Genomic DNA, 25,691 nt, shown 5'->3' with positions numbered 1-25,691 from the left:
CAAAGCACTGAGCTATCGGGTACGCAAGTAGCGATGGATACTCCTAACCAGTTTGATACATCGGTAGCACCAAATGGTGGTGGAGAAATGAACTCAACTATGGGCGAGGGTGAACAACACTTGGCGTCAACGAGCTTTGAAGCGCCAGTATCTGGAGCCGAAGAGCAGCAAAGCACTGAGCTATCGGGTACGCAAGTAGCGATGGATACTCCTAACCAGTTTGACACATCGGTAGCACCTAACGATGGTGCAGAACATGACTCTATGATGCGAGAAAGTGGTACTCAACTAGCATCAACAGGATTTGACGCTCCAAACGATGGACATATGGACCCAAGTACGTCTGACGCAAACTTAGGAGACAACTCTAATAAGTTGGATATTGCGACAGCTTTAACTACTGGCGACAAGACAAATCTTGAAATGGACGCCGATGAAATTATCAATGGCGACAAGCTTGATACTGTAGTTGGCTTGGGAGGTTCAGTAGGAGAAATCGATGGTGACGTGAATTATGATCAAGACACAAAACTAACATAATGCCCATATTGATGACGTTTAATCGATATTTCTAATAACTAAACCCTATTGGTGTATACAAACTCCAATAGGGTTTTTTTTAGGTTTCCGAATGAAGATATATTCCACAATCGCATTGATGATCATGTCGTTCGTTTCTGAAGCATATGAGGTTTCAGGGAGAAGTTTATTAATCATGGATGCGCAAACTACGGTTGGCTTAGAAGCTTTAGGTGTGGAAGCCGCTAAAGTTGATGCATTGGAACGAGTTGAGCAAACCATTTCCAAGGGAGACAAATATGGACTTGTGTATTCCTACCAGCCATCCATTCAGAAACTTATTGTCTTAGCTCAGGATAAAGTTGAATGCGATGTTGGCATTTGCTTAGAAACAACCATTAAATTGATAGTCGATAAACAAATTGCTAAGGCTATCACTCAAAGCCTTCATAACAGTGCTAGTGGCATGTCGCAACTTGAGTCAAAGCCCAAAGATGTACTAAGTGCGCAGCTAAACCAATTTACATTGATAGAGTCACGCCACTCTCGGTTACCAATTGAGTTCCGCGCAGAAGACGGAATCTATTCTCAGTGGTTAAGGCTCAGAGCAAAGGAACAAAAGGAGCTTGTTAAACGTATCAAGGTATCTACGATATTTAAGGATACGGGGTTCGTTCCACAAGAAGTTAAGCTGAATAAGGTGCCTGTGTTTGACTCAATAGGTGAGCCATCAACGTCTCAGTACATTGCCTATTCGTTTGTCCTACCTGGTTCTGAGAAGATGAATGATCTGGTAAAAGCCGTTCCATCTTTAATCTCTGATACTCGGTATGTGACTATGAAGATGAGTGTCCCAGAGCTGTCCATAGAGCAGGTCGAATTTAGGGCTAAGTACCATTGCATGTTATTCGCATCGGCAGATGATTACTTATCACATCAATCGCTGACAACAGCTCAGTTGTTTCACCGAGAGCCAGAAGTAGCAATCAACGTGTCAGGAAAGATAGTCCATATAGGTCGTGGGTACTATTACGAAAAAGGTTCCGAATCTGATTCAGTATTCAAGCGTTCAGGGATACCAACCTATTGTGAATTGCTTAATGGAGAATTGGTGTTTCCTAAAGATACAAAACAGGCAACTTTATTGGGGTCCCATGTGACGGTGTTTAGTACTGTTCGTATCCGGGAGGTAGCCACGGATTTCCATGGGGATGAAACGAATATTGATGATTGGCTTCTCGTTGATTCCAACTTTGATAAAGCATGGATAGAGTCACGTTATACAGATGAGATTAATACGATCCGACAAGGATGCATTGATGCGGTGTGTTCTTCACAGGTTATAACCCCTAAACAATTCATGTTGATGCTTAATGGCGAACCCCATGTTGCCTTCTCTAAAGTCGCAGCCGGAATGAGATACCCATTCAGAATTGAGCGCTATCAACCAACGTACCCTCTTGTTGTTCCATACGTGGGCTTACAGACCGCAGGGTATGGTACTGCTTTGAGTTCGTTAACAGTGGAGGAGTGATGTATGGGACGTATGTTTATTTTGTTGTTTCTAATGTCTAGCCTAGTGACTGCAAAGCCATTCGACGCAACTGTAGAGCGCGTAGTTCCGAGCGAGCAAGTAACGCAGGCTCTGTTTCAGCAATTGAAAGATGAAGCTGCGTTTTTAGCTGTCTCTAAAGCGGATCTACGTGGTTATGTAAAGACGAGTCAAAGTTATAACGGAACTTATCTAGAGACATTGAAGGTTCTACTACCTCTAGTAGCCGATGTGGATGTAGTTAGTCAATCAGTGAATAACTGCACTGGTGCTGATTTTAAATGTGTATCACTGACAGTCAATGTGGATATAGACAGAAGAGAGTTCCAGTCTCAGCTTGAAATGATAAAGAATGATGAAGTTTTAAGAAGAAGTCTGGAGCAATATCATAGGGAGCCTGGTCATCCTCTTCGAAAGCGCATTACGATGTTGTCTTCTCAGATCGAGAGTTTGAGTAAACGTGGTGAACAGTCTGATTTGATTAATTCGCTAAAGCTGCAGCTTCATGAGAGCAAGTTGGTGGAACGTGATATTAAGTCAATGCGAATTGTGACTGAAATTGCACGGCATTATTCGGATTTCATTATCTTTACTCAAGTTGAAGGTATCGAGCGCATTTCTAGTAACAGAGTGAAGGTTACATTACGTTCACGAGGTAGCTCATATGGCAATCATGACTTTGATTCTCGTTTAGCTGCAATTATAGATAGTAACGGTTATGCAATGGACATGTACCACCGAGTGGTGCATCAAGGAAATGTTTCTTCTCGCATCAGTCTAGGAAATCACTTTGATGATGGCCACCAGCTAAAAGTGCGACAGCTTTGTATTGAACCGAACTCCTTTGAATTTCATTCACCGGTTCTACAGGCTTTATATGAAAGTGACACGAAACTTACGCTTCCGCTTTATTCACAAAGTAGATTTGTACGAGTTGGTAGCTTCAAGGGTGAACCTGTACCAAAAGAAACAAAAGTGGATAGTTACTCTTACTGTATTTGGGACAAATTCGAATACCAATATTCAGTTGAATTGGCGGATAAAGAAATAGAACACTTTGCGATGTCGGCTAGTAGGTCAGCGGCCAGTCGTCTCACTATTGGCATAGAACCGGAACAATACGCTCAGATGTCGCCTAAGCAATGGCAAGCGTATATGGATATCAATGGCTTACTTGATGCTACCCACCAGAAAAAGCCTCGTAGGGTGTCACAGGGCGCAATGTTGCCAGCCTTTGGCAACGATTCAACGCGATACCGTGAGAATGTGATCATCGGTTGTAATGCGGATACCGGCGACTGTCTAGACCGAGCAATACAACACTTCTAAATACATTCCCCCCAATTTGGGTACGGAACATATTCATTAGTAGCTTTTTTGTTGTATAACTAAAATATGCAACAACAGGAGATTACAATATGTCACGAAGAACTGAGCAACAAAGCCACGATGATTTTTGCAATAGAATGCAGAACAACCGACGCAAAAATTCTGGAGTAAGGAGACGTGGCGTATCTCATCGTCATTCATCCCCTGAAAGAGAAGAAGACAAACTGTTTGGAGGTCTTCCATATGTTCATTGGCTTTCAAATGAGATGGATCGAGACAAAGCCTTTGAAGGTGACGATGATTAATGACTGCTGCGCGTTGCATTCCCTTCAATGTGCTTCTTTGAGGGCTATTGATATTAGACCAAATCGAACATTCACGATGGTTATACGTTCCTTGGGATAGATCTGGTAGACCAGAAAATTTAAACAGGATTTTGTAGCTTAGGGGTATTAAATGGACACACATGACTTTACAGGGTTCAAAATAGCCCTTGTCCCGAACAGCCCTGAAACTCCGATGATCTTGATTTTTGATGGTGTGGCTTGCTGTAGCATCGAACTACCATCTACAGGTGAGTTTCATGTTTTACCTGCTGATGACCGAGCGTTATACCACTTAGTACAGTTCAAAATGAACGGTGCTAAAAATAACCCTCCGGAGATAGATTTTCATGTGCCAGTATCGGAAATGGAAAGGTTTAAAAAAACTAGCCTTTTACCAGTAATCAGCTAATGGGGGAAAATGCGTTAATGACAAAAATAGTAATTTCGGTAGTTATTGCGTTCGCGTTCTTGGTCTGGGTTCTACTAACAGATTACGAAGCTACTCGAACAACTCAATTGCCTCTGATGTTGATGACGGTTGTAGCGATAGGTGTCGCGTTATTTAATGGTGCATTGATTTATAACCGCATAAACAAACCGAACAAGTAGGGAAAATATTATGCTGTTTGAAGCGATCTACATTCAACAGTTTTACTCTAAAGGTTAAAATGGAAACTTAATTATCCAGTCTCAATCTTCATTACCTCGACACCTCTTTACTCCTTCACACCTAATAAACATCCAAATATCTTTCATTATTTAACCATTTTATCGCGTTATTGCTCCATTCTTTCTTTACTACCTTCGGTGTAAATGAATGAAACGGAGATGCGTATGGATTCCGATCTAGTTAATGGATATTTGAAAGAGCATCTATTCCCAAAGATGACCCAAGAAACAATCGATCAAGCCTTTGGTCACCTGGTCCCCAGATTAGGTGCTGGTGAAATGGTCGAGTTGTTATGCCCTTCCTGTGGAAACAAGGGGACCCACTTTTTAGGCACTGGCAGTTTCAACTGTGAGTCTTGTGGACCTACTTCGATTATCGACGCCTATTCAAACGACCACTCAGTAACACCACATCGCGCCATTATAGAATTATGTCGCCTAGCCGGTTTGAATATACCTGCTGACATTTACCGTGAACTCACACCTGAAGATATCAAATTCACGGATATCGTTATGGACATCGCGAGAATGAGAGTCTTGCCAAAAGAAGTGGAAGAGTGGGGGCTTTCAGTGGATGAACGCAATGTGCCTGACCATCTATCCTGTATTCCAGACGCTGAACAATTTATCGAATATGTGAACGCTGTTAACGGTTGGGTTCCCAATGCCGTTATTGATGCCATCACTGAGTTTCAAGGCGAACCCATCTTATTGTTCGTTAACAAAGGTCGCTTAGTGTTCATTAAACTCAATGGATACAGCTCCGCGAGATCACCATTCATCCGGTCTTACACAAAAGGCACTAACAAAACCAAGCGAGTGTTTGTCTCAGATGATCCACTGTTTATAGATATGTGTTGGTCTAAGGGCCTATCTGCATATTTTATCAATCCAAATTTTATGACCCCGAGAGCGATTGAGTTTCTGAGTGATGAATTCAAATCGAAATCGGTGGTTGCAGTGTGGACCAAAACCAAAAGCCAAGATTACGTATTTAGCCGAGATCAAAAAGTACATCGTTACGATTGGTTTAGTCGTAAGGTTCCAGGTTCTTATCAACGTATTGCGGAGTTAATTCAATGACTATTTTTAATGCAAAATATCAAGCGACGGTGCCTGTTTTAAATTTCGTAAGAGGCTGGGTCATTGTCCTTATTGGGTTTATGTTTTACACCTCACTGGTCAGCTCATCCCATAGTTACCACCCACCGGTGCAAGAAGTGATATCTCTTTGCCTACTTGCCGTCTGCCTGTCTTGGACTGAATTTGTAGAAATCAAAGAGGACACGGTTGAAACTTACTATCGCCATTCGCTACTCACCTTCATAAAAACACCAAGGTTCGTATATGAGATCCAAAGCGATTGGTCTTTAGAAGCTAGGCCCAGTTCATTTGGGTATACAATATGGACAGCCAAGAGCGATAACGCTTTAATTCAGATATTTCATACTGGCCATGTGTCTAATTGCTATAGCAAGAACTAAACTTTTCGTAAATTGTTGTATATAGCAAGTATGTTTGACCATTAGAGATTAAATGTATGAATTCGAAATTTGCTTTTTTTTTGGTAGCCTCAATGTCTTTCACTGTCTCTGTGTCAGTTGTCGCGTCTGAATCAGTGCAAGAAGGCGAGGGCAGTTTGAACCAACAATCCCTGAGCCAATTGGTAGAACAGCACGGGGACAAGACTATCGGTGGTTATGAACGGATGAATGAAGATGGCAACATTGAACAGTCTATTTATTCGGTGTCTGTACTCTTGGTCGATGGGGCGGTGAAGGCTGATCTTCAAGATAGTGAGCCAGTTAACTAAACGTTTTTGAAAGCACCCACCAGTTCGGTCATCAGTTACTTTTTCCTTTTCTTGCCTTAGTGGTGGGTTACAGTTTAGTCAGCATACCAAAGTCGTAGGCAAATAAATCTACTGTCGCCAGTGTCAATTTTAGTCTCATAAATAGATTCAATACTGACAATAGAAACTGCTTGTTCAACTAACCAGTTATTCAATCGCTCATGTGCGACATCCACAAGAAGTTCGTTAGCTGACGTTCTCGTGTTCATACCACATCCTAAAACATTAAATTCGATACGTTTTATCATCATTTTCCCTCTACGTTAGCCGTACCAAGACGCGTTGGTAATCAAGTTAGTCATTTGTTCTACTTCATTAGCGGATAGCGTTAATCTTGCGTCACCATGAGCCAATACAAAACGACCACTGACATTGACCAATCCACCTTTGGAACTTCCATTAGGCATCGTGTGTCAATGGTTGAAATTAGTATAATGTTGTTCGAAGTCATTGGAAGACAAGGGCTTTGAAAATAAAAAGCCCTGAAAACTATCTATACCTGAAGATTGGTATAGTTGTAGTGCTTCTGGTGTCTCTATCCCTTCTAGAGTGGTGTTCAACCCCAGCTGCTTAGACAGGATGACAAAGTTTTCTAGCACTTTAATGCTTATCTCCTGCGATCTTGTATCATTGACTTTAAAGGTAATGAGGCTTCTGTCGAACTTGATTGTGTCGAACTTGATGGTCGTCAACATAGTCATACTATTGTGACCTGCAGTAAAGTCATCCAGAGCTAAATCGGCTCCCGACTGTTTCAGGAGCTCGATATTTCTGAGCATCATGTCATTGGTTTCAATTTTTGTTTGTTCTGTAATCTCTATTTCTATTGATATCCTTTCATTGACCACTGTACTCAAAGCATTGGCAATTTTTTTGATTGAATCAGTACACTGTAGAGTGTCGGCGGCAACATTAAACGATAAAGTGAAATCGTCAGTGATTTTATTTGTTATCAGCCAAACCTTTAATTGTTCGATGGCTTGTACAGCGATTTCGGTGTCTATTTCTGAAATCAAGCCTTCTTTGATCGAGAAGGGGATGAATTCTGCAGGTGGGATAACACAACCTTGGCATTCCCAACGTGCCAGTGCTTCACAGCCCGTTATCTTTCCACTTGTTTGTGAAACTCTACTTTGAAAATACGGTTTGATGTCACCATTATCTAAAGCAGTGTTAATACGCAGTACTTGGTTATTTCTCTCGCGAATCGTGATTACTTTTTGCATTTGAGTTAGAACGAGTCGATTGCCAAAGATGATCCCAATGATAAACCCACTGCACGCCATAATGACGCTTACTTCTTGAAAGATAGAAAGCTCTACTTTACCTTTTCCAATCAAGAGCCCAGCTAGACAAGCGGCAGCTAGTAAAGGCATACACAGAGATATCGCAAGTACGTTCCTTTCCTTCGCATATTCATTTTGTATTGAGTTAGTCATAGCTACTTATCTCGATTAGGTTCATTTCATGTCCCAATCAATTGAACTCTAATATTAATGATAAGTGTGCAAATAAGGCCCTTAAATTCATACATAGATTGTACAAATATCGGTTTTAAGCCTCTGAGCTCTATAGGGTAGTTAGATATCCACAAAATTTGTTAGTTGCTGGTGGATAAATACACAAAGTTGATTTGAGTGAATGGTTTAAAGTCTGCAGGGTTCAAGCATCGGATGTATAGAATCTTTTGAACGACTCAATAGAGTAGAGCAACTTACTGTAGAAATGAAAAAGTCGCTGTTAGGCGACTTTCACTCTGCCACATTTTCATGTGGATTCGTCAATACGTTGTCATGGCGCATTATATTGCCACAAACTCATCTTAGGTGGGACGAGCTGCATTGTTGTCAAATAGACAATCGATTTTCGCCGCTTAACTGATCCTTCGTCATGAATCTCTGATCCTCACTACTTATAAAGAGTAGGGTTAACGGACAGTTTCAAGTTAGTGATTGTTGAATCAATCTTCTCAGCCCAAGCAAGAATTTGTTGCTTATCGAACTTTAAACGCGTCAGTACCATACTGTTTGGGGCTTCAATAGCTATGCTGCCCCCGTTGACGTTCGCAACACGCAGTTGATGGCCATAGTGGGGAAATTGCTCATGAAACTTCTGATTGATTTCTGCAATGTCTTGGAGCTTGTCTTTGATTGCCGAAAATTTAGTGTCCTGGAACACATCACACAAGCTTGCTGTCGCTCTCATAATTCTCTCCAGTTAGATGAGTACACATATGGTTGTACACCATCTAATAGAAAAATGAGTGTCGAATGAATAGGACCTAATTGTTACCCAATTGAAGGTTTTTGGCCTCAAGTTCTTTGATGATGGTCTGGTTATTCGCTAGTTCTTCTTTTTGACTTTCGTTTTGCTGAGTAAGACGCTTAACATCATCCTCTAGGCGGCTACTGAAGGCACCTTGTCTTTCGATGGTACTAATGTTTTGACTGTTAGACATACGTAGCTCAGTAAACTGATCTGATAGAGAGGTTAGTCGTTCTGATGCAGTACCAAACCTTATCGTTGCTTGCTCTAACTCGCTGGCTAGGCGTGCGTTTTCAGATTTTGTTGTAATGTATTCCGCTTCAACTTCTGCTAGGTCAGTGCTGAATTTGTTTCGACTCTCACGTAATTCTTTGATCAGTTGAATATCGCCCTGAGCCTGAGTTTCGAACCTGATGATTTCTCCGGATTTCTGAGTCACAGTGTCACTTAGTTCGGATATCTTGTTTCGACATTCATTGAGCTGAGTTTCTAAGTTGCCTATTAGTGTCTCTTGGTTTTCGAGTTTGACCTCAGTCTTGGCCACTTGGCTTTGAGCCTTATCAAGATCGATTTTTTGATTATTCAACTTGTCCTGCAAGCCACCAATCTCATCCGTCAGCCGTTGTTCAATACCTTCACAGTTCTTTTCGCTTTGCGCAAGTTCGGTTGTAAGCTTGGTTATCTCTTTGTCTTTCAATGAAATTGTAGTGTTTGATTCTTCAAGCTTAACACCGGCTAACTCCAGCTCACCCTCCGTCTTCAAAAGGAGTTCATTGGCCAGATCTGCTTCATCTTTATACATGAGAACTTCGGCATTGTGCTCTGCATCTTTAGCGGCGCTTAATCGAGTGATTTCAGTTGAAAACAATTCAACAAATTCATCGCTAAAGCCTCGTTCTCTGAAGAGGTCCATTCGTTTGTTCTTAGCTTGAGTGTTCCATTCACGGACATCCACGTTAATCGTGGAGGTAGATTTAACGTCCGGCATCATTGATAAGACATTGCGAACACTGGTTTTCTCGCCTTTAACGAAGAGCGAATCACAAATTTCAAAAACACGTTGGCGTCGTTGTAGTTGATCTGCGGTAAGGTCTTTCTGTGTGCTGATGTCGCTCATTAGATGGTACTCAAGTTCAGATTTCGATGTCATTCATTTTAATCGAACATTGGTCGAACGTCCAGAACGAACGAACACCTGTTCGATGTTCGATAATTGTCGTTTGAAGCGAAGCACGGTAAAAATGTACCGTTCATTTACTGGATGCGTTGTTGTTAGAATTTTAGCCCCCCTACCCTCCAATAAAAGTGACACTGTAATTAACTCAGATAAATTGAATGTCAGGATAATCACGCGTAGATTTAAAGCCATAAATTGCACATTTTCTAGATCTCAGATAATTACAATTATATGTGATCTAGAAAAAATGCATGGAATTGGTTAGACTGTAACGAACTACGAAAGCATAAGTTGGAAATGATATGGTCGGCACTGAAATCTCACTTCATACGGACTTTTCCCGTTTAAGGCCAGAACATGTTCACCAGGCGATCATGCTCGCACGAAAGCACGGTACATCGAACGAACAGTACCAAAAAATTCAAGATGCTATTAACCATCTTTTGCGAGAGTTCGATAAACGTGAAGAGCGTTATGCTAAGAACTCACTTTCTCAACTCTATAGCAACTGGTCACGATTTGAGAAATGGTGTCACGAGCATGAACATCACCCATTGCCAGCAGCCGCAGAAACCATCGAATTATTCTTTGAAGATAAGGTCGACGACTTACACCGTAACTCAAATCGATCTTATGCGTGGGCCATCTCAAAAATTCATCGTATCTCGGGTTGTCCGGATCCATTTCTTGATGAAATCGTGCGTGACAAGATGGCCGGTATCTTTCGAAGAAAAGTTGAGGCGGGTGAACGAATTGTACAGGCTTCAGCGTTTCGAGAGAAACACTTAGATAAGATAACCGAATTGTGGCGTCATTCCCCTAGCCTACGGTATCGTCGTGATCTGGCTTTGCTGACTGTTGCTTATGAAACCCTACTTCGTGCGTCGGAAATCGCAAACATCCGTTTTGGTCACTTAGAGTACCCAGGTGACGGAACGGCTTTGCTGACTATCCCTATCACGAAATCTAATCATAGTGGCGAACCAGATACAGTGGTGTTTAGTCCAGAAGCTGTTGATATTATTCATGAATACGTAGAATTAGCAGGGCTTGATGACACAGATGAACAAGCTTTCTTGTTCGTCGGTGTGAGCCGACACAACACGCCATATAGACCAAAGTTAATCGACCCAGCCCACCCTGAAAGCGGCAAAAAACATAAGAAAATGACGTCATGGACTATCGAGCAGATCTTCAATAAAGCATGGGAAGCGCTTAATTTGGGCAAGGTTGGTATTGCCACTTTTACTGGCCACAGTGCAAGAGTTGGCGCGTGTCAGGATTTATTGACCGATGGATACACCATCTTGCAAGTACAGCAAGCTGGACGTTGGTCCACACCGGCTATGGTGATGAGGTACGGTCGCGGAATATTGGCAAAAGATGGTGCAATGGCACAGAAACGCGCATCTAGAGGACGAAAATAACCAGTCTTTTGAAACCCCGCAGCTGACAGCTGCGGGGTTTCATTATCCGCCGAGTCGGTTGAATTTCTCTATATTGATTTTAGCTTGGGGCATTTGCATTTTATGCCTCAAATTGAAACTACTGAAAAAGCTGGCTATATCTCTTTAGTTGTCGTTCGGGTATACAGAAACTGGCTCACACTCATTCCATACGGCTTGATCAGGTTTCGTATAAATCTCCGTTGTTTTTGAATTGCTATGAGCCATCCTCTTTGTGGCACTTAAGCCTTTCTTTTCAATCATTCGTGCCGCTAAGGAACGAATCTCATGGTACGTCGGTCTTTGGTTACTTGGTAAGTGCGATTTGACACCAACTTTGTCACGTATCTTGCTGAACTGCTTGCTTAGGTAATGACTTTGGACTTGGTAGATATGGTCACAATCTTTAGCAACGCCTCTTTGTCTTTGTATTGGTTTCATGTGGACGATATAAGGGCAGCGTATACGGTCTGTATAACTCATCTGCACAATGTCAAAGATAGACTGTGTGACAGGGATTTTTACTCTGGATGCCTCTGAATTTGAGACTTTTTGCCTATGTATATACAAGTAACCATAAATTTTTACGCCATCAACCATTACAGGTTGCTTATCCTCATTCCAGACAATTCCGCAACGGTTATCTCTTGGTGAACGTAGGTTGTATTTGATACGACATATTTCATTGATCGCATGCGTCGTCTCCAACGTCAATGCCATTGCCACCTTAAGAAAGAGTGGTGCGCTTTGATAAATCAATTCAAACTCTTCTAGTGTTAGTCTTTGACGCTTTTTAACCTGTTCTTTTTTAGTGACCCGAAGACGTTTTTTATTGCGCATGAAGTTATCAGGTATATACGATTGATCTGCTAAATAACTGAACGCTTTATTGATCAAACTGAGGTTGTTGTTGTAGCACTGAGCTGAAAATTTAGCGTAATGAGTATTTAAGAAGACATTCATCATTTGCAAGTCTAATTCATGGGTAAGTGTCGTTCCTAAATCAGCACAGAGCTTCTTCATTAGTAATTGGTACTTCTCCATCGTACCTTTTGAAAGCTCTTCTCGTTTGATTAGCGGAAAGATTTTCTTCAGTGCTTTTTCTAAAGGAATATTGAAGTCGTTTAAAGAAGTGTGTCGTGGCTTATCTGGGACGCTATCGAGAGCCGGTAATGAAGCTTGGTGTGCTTTCTCTATGAGCTGTTCCATAGACCGGTACTTGATATTGTAGTTAACCGCTTCAATGATCGCGTGAAGTTTCTTCGTGCCTACAGGGAAAGAGTAGAATTTCCCTGACGCAAGCTTTAGGCGGTAACGTACCTTGCCATCTTTGTGTTGATATCGATAAAGATAAGGCGGTAAATCTTTGTGTTTATCAGTTCGTTTTGTACCCATATTTATATTACGAAGGTGAGCTTATAACCGTCGTTCCTTTTAGTTACGTTCGATTGTTACATACTGGATTACGTTATGCATCGCCAAATAAGTCAGGGAATATTGTCGCTTTTCTGGCAGCCTCTATTTGCTCAGGCTCATCAACTACTACGACTTTCGCTGCACCAATGCCCATAAGCAAACGTTTAAGTTCCTCTTCCTCTAACTTCGTCAGTTCAAGCATTGAGTGAACGATTAACAAAGGCTTCAATGTAAGCCCAGGTTGCTTTGCTTCCCGTAGCATCGAACCCACCAGCTCCGCGAAACTATCAGGATTATCTAAGAGTAGTTGCTTTACTGGTATCGTTGAAATTTTACTTAACTCTTCTCCTTGCCACATTAACTCGCATTGTTGTGTTGTTAGATGAATCACAGCTGGATTGGCGAGTACCTTTTTGTTGGCTAGGAGATCGATACGACAAGCAATACTAATGAGCGGAATGACCAGAACCATAGCTACTAAGCTTTTTAGGTTGTCATACAGCTCTGGTTGGTCAGTCATGAAATGCAGGTAATGTATCTCCAGAAATAAGAAAATACATACTATTGACATCGCATCATTTATCGTTCTTTTTTTAAGCATCTTGCTTTCTCCATTGATCTGACAATCGATGTCCATTGGTGGGTATTAAATTACACCGAGGTACTGGTTACCGCTAAGAAGAAGTTAATGCTGACTACTATAAACGACCAGAAAGTCATAATTCCAAAAAGGTAGCACCACAATTTGGTATGTGTTGAAAAGGTAACGTTGGCGTAGCTCGACCAAGTTGTTAATGTTGCAAAGGGCAGCACTACAAATGTTCCATAGATATTGCTTAGCTCAGATAGGTAGCCTGCCACCATCGCTATTAATGTTATGAATATAAACATTGCATTCACCCACCGTGAGGGTAAATTCGTCGTATTTTCGTGTACTTTCATACGAGCCCCGTCAGTTAATATGTGCGTTTCTATAGTGATGAGTAACAGGTTCCTAACTGATTTTTAAGACACATGCTTATATTATTATCTATGTTCGATATCGGCTTCAGAGTGGACTTTGTATGGCCTATGGCAATCGTCGCATTCAAATTCACCACCCGCAGGATTGCCACAAAAACCATCTTGTACTTCTCCGCAGTGAGGGCAATATAGAGCGACATTCATTGTGTGCAATTCTGTCACTGTCTTCATATTATCTTCCTAAGATTAACTGTGAGTTTGTTATACATCCCAAGACTCCCAATTTAGCTTCGTATCGAGTTTCAATATTTAGACGACGCTAGAGCAGACTGAAGAACTCAAAGGTGCTCTTCTCGATCTTTACGTTTTTGTTTGTAGGCAATTGTCGCCACTGCCGCAACGAAACCCAAGGTGAGTAAGGTTTCAACGAGGCCGAAAAGTTGCCCGTTAAAGCCAGTAACTATCATTACATGCGACCCAATGGTTAGGATGCTTAACCTGAGCAACGCTTTATCAACAGGTCCCATGTAGTCAGTGAGATCGTACTTGAGTTTGCGCATTATTGGCGACTCTCCTTAACTGCTCACGGATATAGCCTTCTTGCCACTCGATATGGCAATCAGGGTTAAACTTCTCCCCTTTTCTACTTGCCATGACTCCGGCTTTGAATTCAGTCGTGTGGTTTGTGTTAACGGTGATAGTCGGTTCGCACATCTCGCAAGCTACTGCCGACAACAAATGAGTAAACATGCCTGAGTCATGTCGCTTCTCAGTGATCTCTAAGATTCTGACCAGGGCATGTAACTCGTTACAATTGAATTTGGCCATCGTTAATCGTATGACAGGGGACCATTTCTCATATTTTTCAATGAACCCCTGCTCTCCTGAAAGAAATATTTGTTGTTCACGACATTGGTAAAGCCGTTGAGCTGTAGAAACGATTTTTATTGAAGTCATATCTTTGCCTTTAACGGGAAGGTTTGAACTGCAATTCTGTTTCGTCTGACTGGTGCTTAGGTACTGTGACCTTAGATTGGAAATACTTGCCTCGCGGCAGCTGATTACCCACAGGAACGTGCGCAATCCAGTCATCGAATGCTGGTTTAGAATTCGAGGGGAGTCGTTGCCTTATAAACGGGTCTTTTAGCGTGTCTGCCATTCTTGCTCTCTACTTTGTTAAGTACTACTGAGTTCAGTATCCAACAACCCGATACAGGCATGTTCAAATAAAGAGCTTGAATTGGAGAATAGATTGCGTATCACAAACGCGGTGGGTAGAAATTAGCAGGCGATTCTAGGTAAGTCGCTCCATTTAGTGGTGTATTGCGGAGACAGCATTTCGCGGCGCATACCCCAAGACTGTCTTGTAGGTGTTCCTTGCGCAGCCAGAAAGATAGTGTCCATTCCATACTTTGCGTTTATCTGATCAAACGAAGCCATTAACTTTGCATTATTGGGTTGTGGGTTAAATAGGTCAGCTTGCTCATGTCTTCCGTCAACGAGGTCAATCAGCCCAACACCGACTTTGTAGTACTGAACACCTTCTTTGTAGAGTGTTTTGGCCAGAGCACAGGCCGCACTGGTTAAGGTATCCACATCAGCTGTCGCGTACTCAAATTTGTGAATCGCTTTGAAACTAACCGGCTTTTCGTCAAAAGGTGAATTTCCTGCAAAGCAAACCAACACTTTACAAAGTGACTGTTGAGCACGGATCTTTCGCGAGGCAATGCCCACATGCAGACTGATAGCTTGTCTAAGCTCATCGAATTCCGTTATGCGCTTACCCAGACTGCGGGTAGAAAAAACTTGTTGTTTGTCTGCTCTTGCTATGTCGAATGGAATACACTTTTCACCATTGAGCTCCCGTATCGTTCGCTCAACACCGACATCGAATTCTTTTCTCGCTTTTGAAGGTGAAAAATTTGCTAGTTGCGCTGCGGTAGTGATCCCCATAAATTGCAATGCTTTCGTTCGCTTGCGACCAATCCCCCAAACTGAACCCACATCAATAGCCTGGAGAACCCGTTGGGTTTCTTTCACTGAATCTAAAACACATACCCCCTGATAACCAGGGAGTTTTTTCGCTGCGTGGTTGGCTAATTTTGAGAGGGTGAGCGTCGGGCCGGTTCCCACACAGACCGGGATCCGACACTCTTTCCATATTGCTTTTCGAATTGCGGCCCCATGCTCTCGTAAACAAGGAATGTTTATGCACTTGTCCAGATTTAGGAAGCTTTCATCGATTGAATAGATCAGTTGTTCAGGTCCAAAACGTGCAATCACTTGCATCATCCGCAAGCTCAAACTGGAGTACAGTTCATAGTTAGATGAGAAGACTGTAACGCCATGTTGCTCACATAATGCCTTGATTTTAAAGTAAGGTTCGAACTTTGGAATGTTCAACGCCTTCGCTTGATTGTTTACCGCAACGGCACAACCATCATTGTTACTGACGGTGATAACCGGCTTTCCACGTAAATCAGGTCTGAAGACTTGATGACACGAATTGTAGAATGAATTGCCATCTATTAATGAATACATGCTTAACCCTAAAACATAGTTGATACACGGTGGAGTCTGATGGAACTCGCTAATACCCCTTCTATTGCGAAGGAGTCTTGTTCATCAATTCTTACCGGCTTCATTGATTCATTCGCACTCAGCAAGCGACGTCCTTTGATATCTAGAATTTTACAAACCAGTTCACCGTTTAGATTGGCAATGATAATATCGTGGTCTTTCGCAGTAAGGGCTCGATCTACAATCAATACATCACCTGAAAAAATCCCAACTCCTTGCATGCTATCTCCCTGTGCCAGCGCTAAAAAAGTTGATGACGGGTGTTCCACCAGCAATTCATCAAGGCTCAATTCCAGTTGTTTATATTCTGCAGCTGGGGACTCAAAACCCACCACGCCTGCACTCACTGGATAAGTTAATATATTCATAATTTATACTGGTTATTTATACAGTACAATTCTAGCCCCGAATCTAGATAAAAGGCAAGAGAATGTCTCAGTAGGTAACTAGCGCTATAGAATTTAAGGTGAGACAGAGGTTGAGAGGGCGACATTATGAACAAGAGCCTATATACAATAACATAATATGATATTGTGCATATTTAGGTTTCACCTAAACGATGTTAAGTTGTTTAAATCAAAGGGAAAGTTAAGAGGTCACTATGCCATTAGTAAGGTTTGCAATATTAGTTGTTGTACTATTTTTCGCTTGGTTAGCTTTAGTCCACATTTTCAATGACTATGGTGCTGGCGTAGGTCTAGTCTGTTTGGGGTTGTTTGTTTTTGTGGGTCGGAAGTTATCAAAGAGAACGCTGGCAAAACTTCAGTCTCGCCAGCAATAAATCGTTTACTCGCACACAACACCATCCCCGTCTCGGTCAGACATGAATGCGTATGCCGGGTCATGAGCCGTTACTGGTGCAATCCCATGATTTCGAGCTTCGGCACAAGTGATACGTCCGTTGTTGTTGTCATCATACAAGGACAACGCATGCCCCGTAGATTGGGTGACGTATTTAGTTGGAGCGCTTCCAGCAGGTGCATAGAACACCATTTCAAAAGACGGGCAATTATTGATAACACTCTCCAACGTGTTCGCTTCGACTGGATTTACACTAAGGCCATACTTAGTTTTTATCTCAATGACACGCAACGCGAACCAACATTGGTTTCTTGGCGGCAACCACTCGCCAGCGTCCAAGCCACATTTTCCAGTAGAACTACAACGGTTCACAGCTGGGGATGCTAGGGTCAAGTTCAATAGATCTGTTGCAAATGCTTTTCTTGTTTCAGGGCTTGCCGCACAGAGTCCACTGTCATGCCCTTCACTGGCTGCAATGATGTGTTCGATGTCTGTCTCTGAAGTTGATTGGTAGTAGGTGCCAGTATAAGGGCCATAAATCTGACCTCCCATACTATCGACTATCGCTGACTCTACTGAAGCGGGATATGGGTATTGGCTTTTCTTATCGTATGGTGAACATCGATGCTCTTCCTTAACTACCAACCCACGCCACATTTCATTTCCCAGTGATGAAAACGAAGCAAGTAAAACAACCAAATACATTGAACTGCGAATAATCCCCATCATAACGTTCTCTATTTATTTACGTTACATTGTCACTAAGACCAGCAGCCCGATAGAATCTGGGACCACAAACGCTGCCCCTTTTTAAGTCCACGTATACCCAACTCTTTTGATAAACTTGCAGCAGTGTAATGCACTCCCGACTCCAACATATATGCGGCCATCTCTTGAGTGCTCATCTTGTTGTGAACCTTACTTGGTGTTGTTGTATTCATGGCCATTACACCTCTGTATAGTTACCGGAATCATACTCACGCATAATGGCAGTCTCGGTGAATTCAAGCACTTGTACTTCGCCATCTATCCCACGCGTTTTATCGGAAAATCGCACACGAAGTGTTACTTCAGTATCATCGATAATAGTCGCATGAATTCTTTGTCCATCAGGTGCATAACCTCTACCAGTATTAAATGTCAGTTCGCCTTGCTTCGTTTGCATATCTCAGTTCCTTCAATTGGCTTTGGATTAGATATACAACATCGATGTGTTCTATTAAGCACATTGTCATCACAAGGTTGTGGTTCAACCGGTATTGTGTGTTGCTGTTAGTAGCGGAATATTAGATATTACTAAGGCTATCTATTGTTATATCGAAATTTCAGGAAGTTAACAGATGTCTAAGCAGCTCAAACCTGGTGGTCTTCAATACGTGTCTCGTGTCCTAGCAAACAAATATGATGTTTCCCTGTCCACATTCGTACTGATTGATGCCACTCGAAATGGCAATATTATGACCGAGATAGCAGAGCTCTACGGGGTCAATAGAGATGGTAAGGATTCGTATCAATTTCTCAGTGACTTGGTTAAACATGCCAACAAGAAATCCTCTCTTCCAATTTTCAACGTCACGAATATGACGAGATATGACTTAATAGCAATGGGAATTGATCCCGTTTCAGGAAGACGTCCTCGTTGGCTGTCATTGACCAGCTACGGTATGACGATTCTCAAAGACTTCGACAAATTGATGTATGAATAAGGATCTAACAATCAGAGCCTTTTAATACACGCTATTTAATCAGGACCGACTCTCGCTTTATCGGCTTTTCATTGAAGCGAATTTTTACGATGTGGTTATTCTCAAACCTCTGCTTACCTATAAGATCACGATACTGTTGATAGGATTTTCCCTTGAGGCCACAGTGATTGACGTAGATAGCTACTTTATACACGGTGAAGTCGAGCCAATTTTTACGTTTCTTGTTCACATCGATGACTGCATCACTTAACGTTATTTTTAGTAGCTCCCATAACTTCCCACTAATTACGTGTGTGTTGACGCTGAGTGAGTAAAATCCACTACCATTCAATGCGCTAGTAAACATCGTCATTTCTCTGATCAGTTGGTCTTTTTTGCCTTTTATTGGTTTGTAAGGGTCTGCCAAATGGAGGGTTATATCTGATGCATGTTTCCAACGATTAGTGATCGGATACCACTCCAGCATCAATATCTCGGTGCTACCGAATACTAATTTTATCGGTGTCATTATCACCCAAGTCATGAACGCTACCAATAGGACAAGAGCATAGTTCCAGCCCGATAATAAGCAAGGCCATAGATTCTCTAAGGCCAGGTTCTCGCTATAATTTTTATTGATAAAGGTGTCGTTCCAATTGAATGAATCAAGTGCAAACAAGAGTAGATAAAAAACAGAGAACTTCGTCATAAGTTTGGCCGTCTTACAGAAACGGTGCCAATATTCGGAATGAAACATAGAGAGGTTCATGTGCGTCGGATCATCGAGCACTATCTTTTCATAGGCGATGTTTCTAATGGCTTTCGCCTGTACGAGTGAGACGCCCATTGCGACTATGAACACATAATCACCAAAATAACAGCTGAGTAAGATACACAGAGTCGGAATGATGTATTTCAGGGTTTGAATAACTACCGTGATGACGTTCATTACGTAATCAGTTAAGAGCGTGAAAGTTGGTTTTAACATAAGAATGTATTCCTTTTGATTTAAACCTACTTAATTTTTCCGAGATCGCAAAATTTTTTTTTCATATCCTGTAGGAGAGGAATAAAGTTTCATACTAAGCAGTCAAGTAACCCTGTTTGTACCGTTCTAAATGATACTCACCCAGAAATAAAGATTCATACTAATTCCTACTACAAAGTCTGAGTCACGCTACAACTGAGTAATAAAGTATCATACTGGTTGTCTTGGGCATCCACAGATTGATCGGCCCCATTCAAACACGTTTCTGGACATAAACGTTTTAGTGATTTTACTAATTTAGCATTTCATGAATAACTAAAAGTATGGAAAGTCGCTTACTCGAGTGTCCAGTACCTCTGGAGCAGATCAGTTTGTTATGTGCTAAATGGCGGACACTTTTTTAATGAAATCACTTACTGTCGAATGTAGTTTTTTTTGCTCTGCATGTAATGCATCATAAGCCTCGAAAACACTCATTGCATCATTCTCAACGGCTATATCAATTTCTCGATCTTCTTTTTGGAAGGCTTCAATAGCCTCAATCAACTCTTTGTTTAGTAATGGTTTATATACATCCAAAGATTCATCAATTACTTTCTTGAATTTTTTGTATGCATCAGGAGAATCATCAAGCTCAGAGTCATCGATAGGTATACCTTGTTCAATATAAAAGGCTCTATCGGCATATAGTGCTGTTCTTTTCATTTCAGATGAAAGTGCTCTAGAAAGACTGAGTAAATTTTCTTTATTAATTTCCCAAACCCTCTCTCTCTTTTGCTGCCTAACTGAGTCATAATGTATCGCTGTTGCGAATATAGTCGCTGTCGCTATTACGACATTAATCGATAAACTACTATCAAGTTCAAAATTAAGATCTAAAGCAACATACCAAATAGTTGCTGTAAATCCTGTAACTATTCCTAGAACATATTTGACCAAGTTTTACTCCTCTGAATTAGTCCATGTAGCCGCATTAAGTTGTGAGCAACGCAGACCACTGAACCTAAACGATTGTGCCGTAAACACTAAATTCAAAGCAAACCAAAAATGCCAAGCGTTGGGAATCCGTCTTAAATGCTTTGTATGGATAATAAGCGCTCCAATCGGGTAAGGTGAGACCCAGACTTTAGCTGCAACTAAAGTTCTTCTATCTGGTAGTTCGATTAAATGCTGGTTCCTCTATCGAGAGACCGATAACAAGTACGAACGCCAGATAGAACTCCAAGCACCACACTCGAATAGTCTTCTGGGTCTCGAGCCCGCATTTGCAAGCAAGAGTTAGCTTATTATGAATACAAACACACTTCAAAACATTAATGTCGGCGTTGATACCGGCAAAGCACAATTAGACATTTACATCCGTCCTCTCAATATTTACTTCACTGTCCCCAACAATGAAAAAGGCATCAACGAAGCGGTAAAAACTATCGCTAAGCACCGCCCTAGCCGCGTGGTTATCGAAGCGACTGGTCGATTGGAAATGCCTTTCATATTTGCCTGCGACAAAGCAAAACTTCCATACGTCATTGCTAACCCTTTGCACGTAAAAAGATTTGCTGGAGCCATTGGACGAAGAGCTAAAAATGACCGCCTAGATGCAGCTCTTATTGCTCACTTTGGGGAAGCTATCCAACCTAAATTGACCAAGCTAAAGAGTGAAAACATAAGGCTAATGAGTGACTTAGTCACAAGGCGTAACCAGTTACTGTCCATGCAAACAATGGAAAAAAACCGACAACAAATTTTACCTCAGAGCTTAGCATCCTCAATCAAACCGATCTTAACTGCTCTGAAAAATCAGATCGTCAAGGTAGAAGAAAAGATATCAAAACTCATTGATACCTGCCCTGAATACCAAGCTAAAAATGAGATACTACAAAGCATGCCAGGAATAGGAAAAATAGCATCAGCTTCTATCATCAGTAATGTTCCTGAACTCGGTTTCATCACCAATAAGCAAGCGTCTTCTCTTATCGGTGTCGCCCCAATAACAAGAGAAAGTGGACGCCTCAAAGGTAAGCGGATGATCCAGGGGGGACGTGCCCAAGTTCGCACAGTCTTATACATGGCAATGATGTCCGCCATACAATGCAACCCAGTATTTAAGGCCACTTATGAACGATTACTTGCGGCAGGAAAACCAAAAAAAGTAGCGATAGTTGCCTGTATGAGAAAGATGGTTGTAATACTAAATTCGATGCTAAGAGACGGTGTTATGTGGGATAACAATAGCGCCAAAAATTAGCTATTGACGCCATAGTCTCTTGTTATATTTTTTATGCCCATACGTTCGCAGTTGCGGCGTCAAATAGAGTCACTTTACACTTAAACTTATCCTTAATTCTTTCGATATGCTTTCTGTCATCGTCACTGTATACGCCAATATAAACGCTAAAAAGTTTGTTGCCAGATCGTCTGCCTTGTTTTGCTGCGATGTTTATAGCATCAATGATGTGGTAATCATACTTACCAAAGTTGAATCCGAAGGTGACTAATGATCCTTGAATTTCACACAATGAGTCATAGCAGAATGTTAAATATCGGTTATGAAGGATATGCTCAAGTTTTTCTTCACCATTACCCGAGGCTACAAATACAGGATAGTGACCATGATCTATCCTGCGCTTGATGTTCTCAAGCAAGTATTTTGTACCAGTGTACTCTTCTTTAGTAATGTGCACTCCTTCATCAAAGATAGGCAATGCTCCATGGAGATAATAAATATTTTGATTGCTTTTATTATTGCCCCACCTAAGCTCCGAGTATTCAGGTTCATCGTCATAACCACCATCATCCTCACGATCTCGCCCAAAGCCATCTATTGCATTTTTAGCACCTTTCCGCATAAGGACCCAATAAAGCAATAAGTCATAGTTAGTGCTGAATACTGAACCATCATTATTGGTGAAAAATGATAGAAACGCGGAGCATTTATCTATTTGGGATTCTTGCAACTTAAAAACATGTTCAGGATGTAATGATTCAACTGCATCAATTAAGCTTTCCTTTAATCGTTCACTAGCTGTTTCAACTTTGTCTAGCAAGTCATTATCTGAACCAAATACATCTATAAGCTCACAAAAATTGTCAAGTTGCTGCATCACCAACTCAAAGTTTTTAGTTTTCACTATATCGAAAAGCGAAGTTATCAATGGATCTTCTTGTTTTTCAATAAATTGATGCAACGCGTTGTAAGAGAAGATCTTGTGGTTATAAGCCATACTAAAACCATTGCCCAGCAGTAAATGAGCTGTTCGTTCTTTTTTTCTTAAGTATTCTTTAACTTCATTATATGTCTTTAGCTTACTACCCATCTTGACCTCTCGATAAAAATATAACGCCGCAATCTTGCGAATCCCCTCATAATCAGGCGTAAAAACAATGAGGTAGACGCGCATCACCGTCTTTGATCTAATGAATATCGCTGAACACACATTTCGAACAAGTGGGTTAACAATGTGCGACATTCAGATTCTACAACAAACCATACAAAACCAATGCCCCTCCATTCACAAAAAACGCGTTAGTTCTCTGATACTTGCTACAAAAAGTGTACTTGACGGTTCAGATTTAACGCTGACTAAACTAGGTCGGAAACTGGAAACTAATACCACGGTAAAACATGCGATCAAACGCGTTGATAGACTGCTTGGAAATCGCCAACTACATCGTGAAAAAGACCTTATCTATAAATGGCATGCCTACTTAATAACGGGCGCTAACCCATGCCCTGTGATCCTTGTTGATTGGTCTGATGTTCGTGAACAACTTCGTTATATGACGTTAAGAGCATCCGTTGCACTTGATGGTCGAGCCATCACAATCTTTGAACAAGTTTTTGAGTATGGCCAATAAAATTCACCGAAAAGTCACCAAACATTCCTCGATAAATTGCAGAGTATTTTGCCGAATAAAGTCAGTCCGATCATCGTTTCTGATGCGGGTTTTAGAAATACTTGGTTCCGCCAAGTTCAGGAGAAAGGTTGGTTTTGGTTAGGTCTTGTCCGAGGTGAAGTATCAATCAAACTACCTCAAAAACATTGGGTCTCAAATAAAACCTTTTATCCAAACGCTGTCCATAAACCCAAATATCTTGGCCACTGCTTATTAGCAAAGAGATCACCGATATCTTGTGAAGCCTATGTTTATAAGGGATTAGAAAAAGGCAGAAAAGCACAGCGCCATAGCAGAACCAGCCAAAAACACTCCGCTACACATCTCTATCAACGCAGTGCAAAGGAGCCGTGGTTACTCGCGAGCAATATCCCTAGACATATCTTAAATGAAGTACAAATTACCAACCTGTACGCCAAGCGCATGCAAATAGAAGAAGCATTCTGAGATCTAAAGAGTACCGCCTATGGGATCGCACTTCGTCACAACAGAACTCGTTGTACTAAGCGATTAGATATCCTGCTTCTTATTGCGTTGCTCGCTGAAATCTTGATGTGGTGGAATGGCCTAATTGCAGTACAGGCCAAATGGCATTTTGACTTCCAAGCCAACAGCATTAAACACCGCCGAGTTCTATCTATACCTCGTCTAGGGAGAGAGGTACGAAATCATCGGCGATATCAAATTAATGAATCCCAATATCAATGGGGAATGTTCGAATATCAAAGGCTCACACACAACGTAGGACTAGGGAAATTATGAGGGGATCCGTCAGCGCCGCAATAAGCGGTGAATGAACGCGTGCTATGTTTGAGCGTAAGCGAGTCGGCACGCGTTCATGAATCCGACTTAATTGCTTTGTTATGCGCTGATACGCCTATTGTTTTCGTTGATTTGATGTACAGCAACCTTTAATACCTGCAAGCAAATTTTAGCTGTATGCATTGTAGGATTAAACCCTGTACTCATTTGCTCGAATGGATGAACGTAGTTCCTAAAACCTCGAAGAGCATGACTAAATTTATGAACATCATGTTGCAACAAACTTATTTCTTTTGAGACATCAATAAAGTTTGCAAGTGACCACTCTTGAAATGGTTTTACTTTTTGTTCTCTGTTCTTTGGTGCGCTTTTAGCACAGTTAAAAACCCTAGGATTCCTAGTTGCGACACCAAGTAAAATACCCTCAAGTGTGCTACCAGCCATAAGAATGACTGACAGAGGCGCATTTGCAGAAAAACAACTCTCTATTTCTTTTATCCGATACTCAAGTACGCTTGTTATTGTGCTATCTAATTGAAGATTAGAAAGCTTCAAATCATTAAATTCTTGATTAAGAAAGCCCTCTTCGTCGTTAGCCTTCTTGGGGGTAGTAAATTCAACTTTATCTAGTTTTTGAAATGAGATATCTGCATTATTTCTTACAACTTTCCATTTATCGAAAGCAAGATACTTATTAAATTCTAAGATGTGTTGGTCGAGCTTTTCTGGGTTCTCAATGAAACTAACAGGTGAGAATAAATTTCTAATGCATTTATCAATATTTGGCGTGCCATTTATTGTAGCAAGCCTTTCATCGGTATACATCCAACGTGAAGGGAAACCTTGTCCGTAGCTATCACTAAAGCCCAATTCATTGAAAAATTGGATTATTCTTGGACCATTTCGGTATTCTGTTTCTTCGTTGATAAGAATGCGAAGCTTTTCTAATGTTTTCGTTCCTAGAATCAAATCTCAAATCCTTGATTTTGTTTAAGCGCATAACATTGTTAATAACAGGCCCGCTCATTTTTCCGCTTGCCTAACTTTCATTCAAGCTATCATAACTCAATGGAATTTAATGCATATACTTCACATTTCGCACTCTGTCTTTACACAAAAACTAGCTTGCGTGTTATCACTTTTAACAATGCGCGTTATCTTAGGAAGATAAACGCTAATCCTATGATTAACAATTACTTATTAAATCTTCTATCGGTAAAACGATACTGGGTTCTAGGCAAAACAAGCCATTTTTCATACTCAAACCGAATTCACCCCCAATAAACTGTATAGATTCACAAGAGATGGATTCTAGAGTGCCGAGCAAATTTGGCTATATAGTTGAATGTTTTGGCATAAAGAAAAGTAAGTCAAATTCTAAATAGGATGACACACTTAAATACCAACTTAAAATGATGTATGGAATCCACTCCCTCCTTAGCAATCTAGACTTAGGATAGTGAGAAAA

General features: G+C 41.2%; 31 protein-coding genes and 1 pseudogene. 12 read left to right on the top strand and 20 right to left on the bottom strand.

Features of this window, described 5'->3' with window-relative positions; all coding sequences use genetic code 11:
* The 8 genes from AB6E78_RS03425 to AB6E78_RS03390 all read left to right on the top strand — a co-directional run.
* On the top strand, positions 1–540 hold a 540-nt coding region (locus AB6E78_RS03425; RefSeq protein ID WP_372133642.1), incomplete at its 5' end, for a hypothetical protein.
* 91 nt (positions 541–631) lie between these two features.
* On the top strand, positions 632–2,053 hold the full coding sequence (locus tag AB6E78_RS03420) for a hypothetical protein (protein WP_136987184.1): 1,422 nt from the start codon (positions 632–634) through the stop codon (positions 2,051–2,053).
* A gap of 3 nt (positions 2,054–2,056) precedes the next feature.
* The gene (locus AB6E78_RS03415) at positions 2,057–3,400 is read left to right on the top strand and encodes a hypothetical protein (protein ID WP_154723893.1); all 1,344 of its coding nucleotides are present in this window, start codon (positions 2,057–2,059) and stop codon (positions 3,398–3,400) included.
* An 89-nt stretch (positions 3,401–3,489) separates the two neighbouring features.
* Positions 3,490–3,705 carry a hypothetical protein gene (locus tag AB6E78_RS03410; protein ID WP_081231368.1) on the top strand — a complete coding sequence of 72 codons (216 nt, stop codon included), beginning with the start codon at positions 3,490–3,492 and terminating at the stop codon, positions 3,703–3,705.
* 151 nt (positions 3,706–3,856) lie between these two features.
* Positions 3,857–4,135: a hypothetical protein gene (locus AB6E78_RS03405; RefSeq protein WP_154723894.1), complete on the top strand. Its 279-nt coding sequence runs from the start codon at positions 3,857–3,859 to the stop codon at positions 4,133–4,135.
* Between the two features lie 17 nt (positions 4,136–4,152).
* Positions 4,153–4,335, top strand: a complete 183-nt coding sequence (locus AB6E78_RS03400) for a hypothetical protein (RefSeq protein ID WP_154723895.1) — start codon at positions 4,153–4,155, stop codon at positions 4,333–4,335.
* Between the two features lie 225 nt (positions 4,336–4,560).
* Positions 4,561–5,478, top strand: a complete 918-nt coding sequence (locus AB6E78_RS03395) for a hypothetical protein (protein ID WP_136987186.1) — start codon at positions 4,561–4,563, stop codon at positions 5,476–5,478.
* Positions 5,479–5,971: 493 nt separating this feature from the next.
* Complete coding sequence (locus tag AB6E78_RS03390; RefSeq protein WP_136987187.1) at positions 5,972–6,208, top strand: hypothetical protein; 237 nt, start codon at positions 5,972–5,974, stop codon at positions 6,206–6,208.
* 74 nt (positions 6,209–6,282) lie between these two features.
* Here AB6E78_RS03390 and AB6E78_RS03385 read toward each other — a convergent pair whose 3' ends face one another.
* The 5 genes from AB6E78_RS03385 to AB6E78_RS03365 all read right to left on the bottom strand — a co-directional run bounded on the left by AB6E78_RS03385 (position 6,283) and on the right by AB6E78_RS03365 (position 9,662).
* Positions 6,283–6,456 carry a hypothetical protein gene (locus tag AB6E78_RS03385; protein ID WP_154723896.1) on the bottom strand — a complete coding sequence of 58 codons (174 nt, stop codon included), beginning with the start codon at positions 6,454–6,456 and terminating at the stop codon, positions 6,283–6,285.
* 54 nt (positions 6,457–6,510) lie between these two features.
* Positions 6,511–6,654 carry a hypothetical protein gene (locus AB6E78_RS03380; protein ID WP_154723897.1) on the bottom strand — a complete coding sequence of 48 codons (144 nt, stop codon included), beginning with the start codon at positions 6,652–6,654 and terminating at the stop codon, positions 6,511–6,513.
* A gap of 6 nt (positions 6,655–6,660) precedes the next feature.
* Entirely contained in the window at positions 6,661–7,686 is a 1,026-nt protein-coding gene (locus AB6E78_RS03375) for an EAL domain-containing protein (protein ID WP_372129420.1), read from the bottom strand.
* Positions 7,687–8,155: 469 nt separating this feature from the next.
* Positions 8,156–8,452, bottom strand: a complete 297-nt coding sequence (locus AB6E78_RS03370) for a hypothetical protein (protein ID WP_372050549.1) — start codon at positions 8,450–8,452, stop codon at positions 8,156–8,158.
* Between the two features lie 76 nt (positions 8,453–8,528).
* Positions 8,529–9,662: a hypothetical protein gene (locus tag AB6E78_RS03365; protein WP_372050550.1), complete on the bottom strand. Its 1,134-nt coding sequence runs from the start codon at positions 9,660–9,662 to the stop codon at positions 8,529–8,531.
* A 329-nt stretch (positions 9,663–9,991) separates the two neighbouring features.
* Between AB6E78_RS03365 and AB6E78_RS03360 the strand changes: the two genes are divergently transcribed.
* On the top strand, positions 9,992–11,116 hold the full coding sequence (locus tag AB6E78_RS03360) for a tyrosine-type recombinase/integrase (RefSeq protein ID WP_372129418.1): 1,125 nt from the start codon (positions 9,992–9,994) through the stop codon (positions 11,114–11,116).
* Positions 11,117–11,260: 144 nt separating this feature from the next.
* Here AB6E78_RS03360 and AB6E78_RS03355 read toward each other — a convergent pair whose 3' ends face one another.
* The 11 genes from AB6E78_RS03355 to AB6E78_RS03305 all read right to left on the bottom strand — a co-directional run bounded on the left by AB6E78_RS03355 (position 11,261) and on the right by AB6E78_RS03305 (position 18,059).
* The gene (locus AB6E78_RS03355) at positions 11,261–12,529 is read right to left on the bottom strand and encodes a phage integrase Arm DNA-binding domain-containing protein (RefSeq protein WP_372133645.1); all 1,269 of its coding nucleotides are present in this window, start codon (positions 12,527–12,529) and stop codon (positions 11,261–11,263) included.
* A 73-nt stretch (positions 12,530–12,602) separates the two neighbouring features.
* Positions 12,603–13,151 carry a hypothetical protein gene (locus AB6E78_RS03350; protein ID WP_102561101.1) on the bottom strand — a complete coding sequence of 183 codons (549 nt, stop codon included), beginning with the start codon at positions 13,149–13,151 and terminating at the stop codon, positions 12,603–12,605.
* Between the two features lie 50 nt (positions 13,152–13,201).
* Complete coding sequence (locus AB6E78_RS03345) at positions 13,202–13,441, bottom strand: hypothetical protein (protein WP_372133647.1); 240 nt, start codon at positions 13,439–13,441, stop codon at positions 13,202–13,204.
* 135 nt (positions 13,442–13,576) lie between these two features.
* Positions 13,577–13,744 carry a hypothetical protein gene (locus AB6E78_RS03340; RefSeq protein ID WP_170964551.1) on the bottom strand — a complete coding sequence of 56 codons (168 nt, stop codon included), beginning with the start codon at positions 13,742–13,744 and terminating at the stop codon, positions 13,577–13,579.
* Positions 13,745–13,851: 107 nt separating this feature from the next.
* Positions 13,852–14,073 carry a hypothetical protein gene (locus tag AB6E78_RS03335; protein WP_086715480.1) on the bottom strand — a complete coding sequence of 74 codons (222 nt, stop codon included), beginning with the start codon at positions 14,071–14,073 and terminating at the stop codon, positions 13,852–13,854.
* Positions 14,045–14,341, bottom strand: coding sequence for a hypothetical protein (locus AB6E78_RS03330; RefSeq protein WP_133152402.1), 297 nt, complete (start codon positions 14,339–14,341; stop codon positions 14,045–14,047). The genes AB6E78_RS03335 and AB6E78_RS03330 overlap by 29 nt, the downstream gene beginning before the upstream one ends.
* A gap of 139 nt (positions 14,342–14,480) precedes the next feature.
* On the bottom strand, positions 14,481–14,672 hold the full coding sequence (locus AB6E78_RS03325) for a hypothetical protein (RefSeq protein WP_081231411.1): 192 nt from the start codon (positions 14,670–14,672) through the stop codon (positions 14,481–14,483).
* Positions 14,673–14,794: 122 nt separating this feature from the next.
* A complete protein-coding gene (locus AB6E78_RS03320) occupies positions 14,795–16,054 on the bottom strand; it encodes a Y-family DNA polymerase (protein ID WP_136987129.1) in 1,260 nt (419 codons plus the stop codon).
* Positions 16,055–16,062: 8 nt separating this feature from the next.
* Positions 16,063–16,461, bottom strand: a complete 399-nt coding sequence (locus AB6E78_RS03315) for a LexA family transcriptional regulator (protein WP_154723900.1) — start codon at positions 16,459–16,461, stop codon at positions 16,063–16,065.
* Between the two features lie 418 nt (positions 16,462–16,879).
* Complete coding sequence (locus AB6E78_RS03310; RefSeq protein WP_136987133.1) at positions 16,880–17,623, bottom strand: excalibur calcium-binding domain-containing protein; 744 nt, start codon at positions 17,621–17,623, stop codon at positions 16,880–16,882.
* Between the two features lie 217 nt (positions 17,624–17,840).
* Complete coding sequence (locus AB6E78_RS03305; protein WP_136987130.1) at positions 17,841–18,059, bottom strand: hypothetical protein; 219 nt, start codon at positions 18,057–18,059, stop codon at positions 17,841–17,843.
* 175 nt (positions 18,060–18,234) lie between these two features.
* On the opposite strand from AB6E78_RS03305, the gene AB6E78_RS03300 reads away from it, so the two are divergent.
* Entirely contained in the window at positions 18,235–18,600 is a 366-nt protein-coding gene (locus AB6E78_RS03300) for a hypothetical protein (RefSeq protein ID WP_081231404.1), read from the top strand.
* A gap of 31 nt (positions 18,601–18,631) precedes the next feature.
* Here the strand turns inward: AB6E78_RS03300 and AB6E78_RS03295 are convergent, their stop codons facing one another.
* Together AB6E78_RS03295 and AB6E78_RS03290 are read right to left on the bottom strand one after the other, a co-directional pair.
* A complete protein-coding gene (locus tag AB6E78_RS03295) occupies positions 18,632–19,567 on the bottom strand; it encodes a hypothetical protein (protein WP_136987131.1) in 936 nt (311 codons plus the stop codon).
* Positions 19,568–19,948: 381 nt separating this feature from the next.
* Entirely contained in the window at positions 19,949–20,506 is a 558-nt protein-coding gene (locus tag AB6E78_RS03290; RefSeq protein ID WP_372129417.1) for a hypothetical protein, read from the bottom strand.
* 349 nt (positions 20,507–20,855) lie between these two features.
* Between AB6E78_RS03290 and AB6E78_RS03285 the strand changes: the two genes are divergently transcribed.
* On the top strand, positions 20,856–21,812 hold the full coding sequence (locus tag AB6E78_RS03285) for an IS110 family transposase (RefSeq protein WP_372129429.1): 957 nt from the start codon (positions 20,856–20,858) through the stop codon (positions 21,810–21,812).
* A gap of 31 nt (positions 21,813–21,843) precedes the next feature.
* On the opposite strand, the gene AB6E78_RS03280 is transcribed toward AB6E78_RS03285, so the two are convergent.
* A complete protein-coding gene (locus tag AB6E78_RS03280; RefSeq protein ID WP_372129427.1) occupies positions 21,844–22,965 on the bottom strand; it encodes a DUF4917 family protein in 1,122 nt (373 codons plus the stop codon).
* Between the two features lie 58 nt (positions 22,966–23,023).
* On the opposite strand from AB6E78_RS03280, the pseudogene AB6E78_RS03275 reads away from it, so the two are divergent.
* Positions 23,024–24,223: pseudogene (locus tag AB6E78_RS03275) on the top strand (IS4 family transposase).
* A 99-nt stretch (positions 24,224–24,322) separates the two neighbouring features.
* Here AB6E78_RS03275 and AB6E78_RS03270 read toward each other — a convergent pair.
* On the bottom strand, positions 24,323–25,192 hold the full coding sequence (locus AB6E78_RS03270) for a hypothetical protein (protein ID WP_372129426.1): 870 nt from the start codon (positions 25,190–25,192) through the stop codon (positions 24,323–24,325).
* Positions 25,193–25,691: the final 499 nt, after the last annotated feature.

Origin of the sequence: Vibrio sp. 10N.247.310.98, from assembly GCF_041467395.1 — a bacterium.
GTDB lineage: Bacteria > Pseudomonadota > Gammaproteobacteria > Enterobacterales > Vibrionaceae > Vibrio > Vibrio crassostreae_C.
The sequence above is the reverse complement of the archived record's forward strand: the minus strand, read 5'-3'. Positions and strand labels throughout refer to the sequence as shown.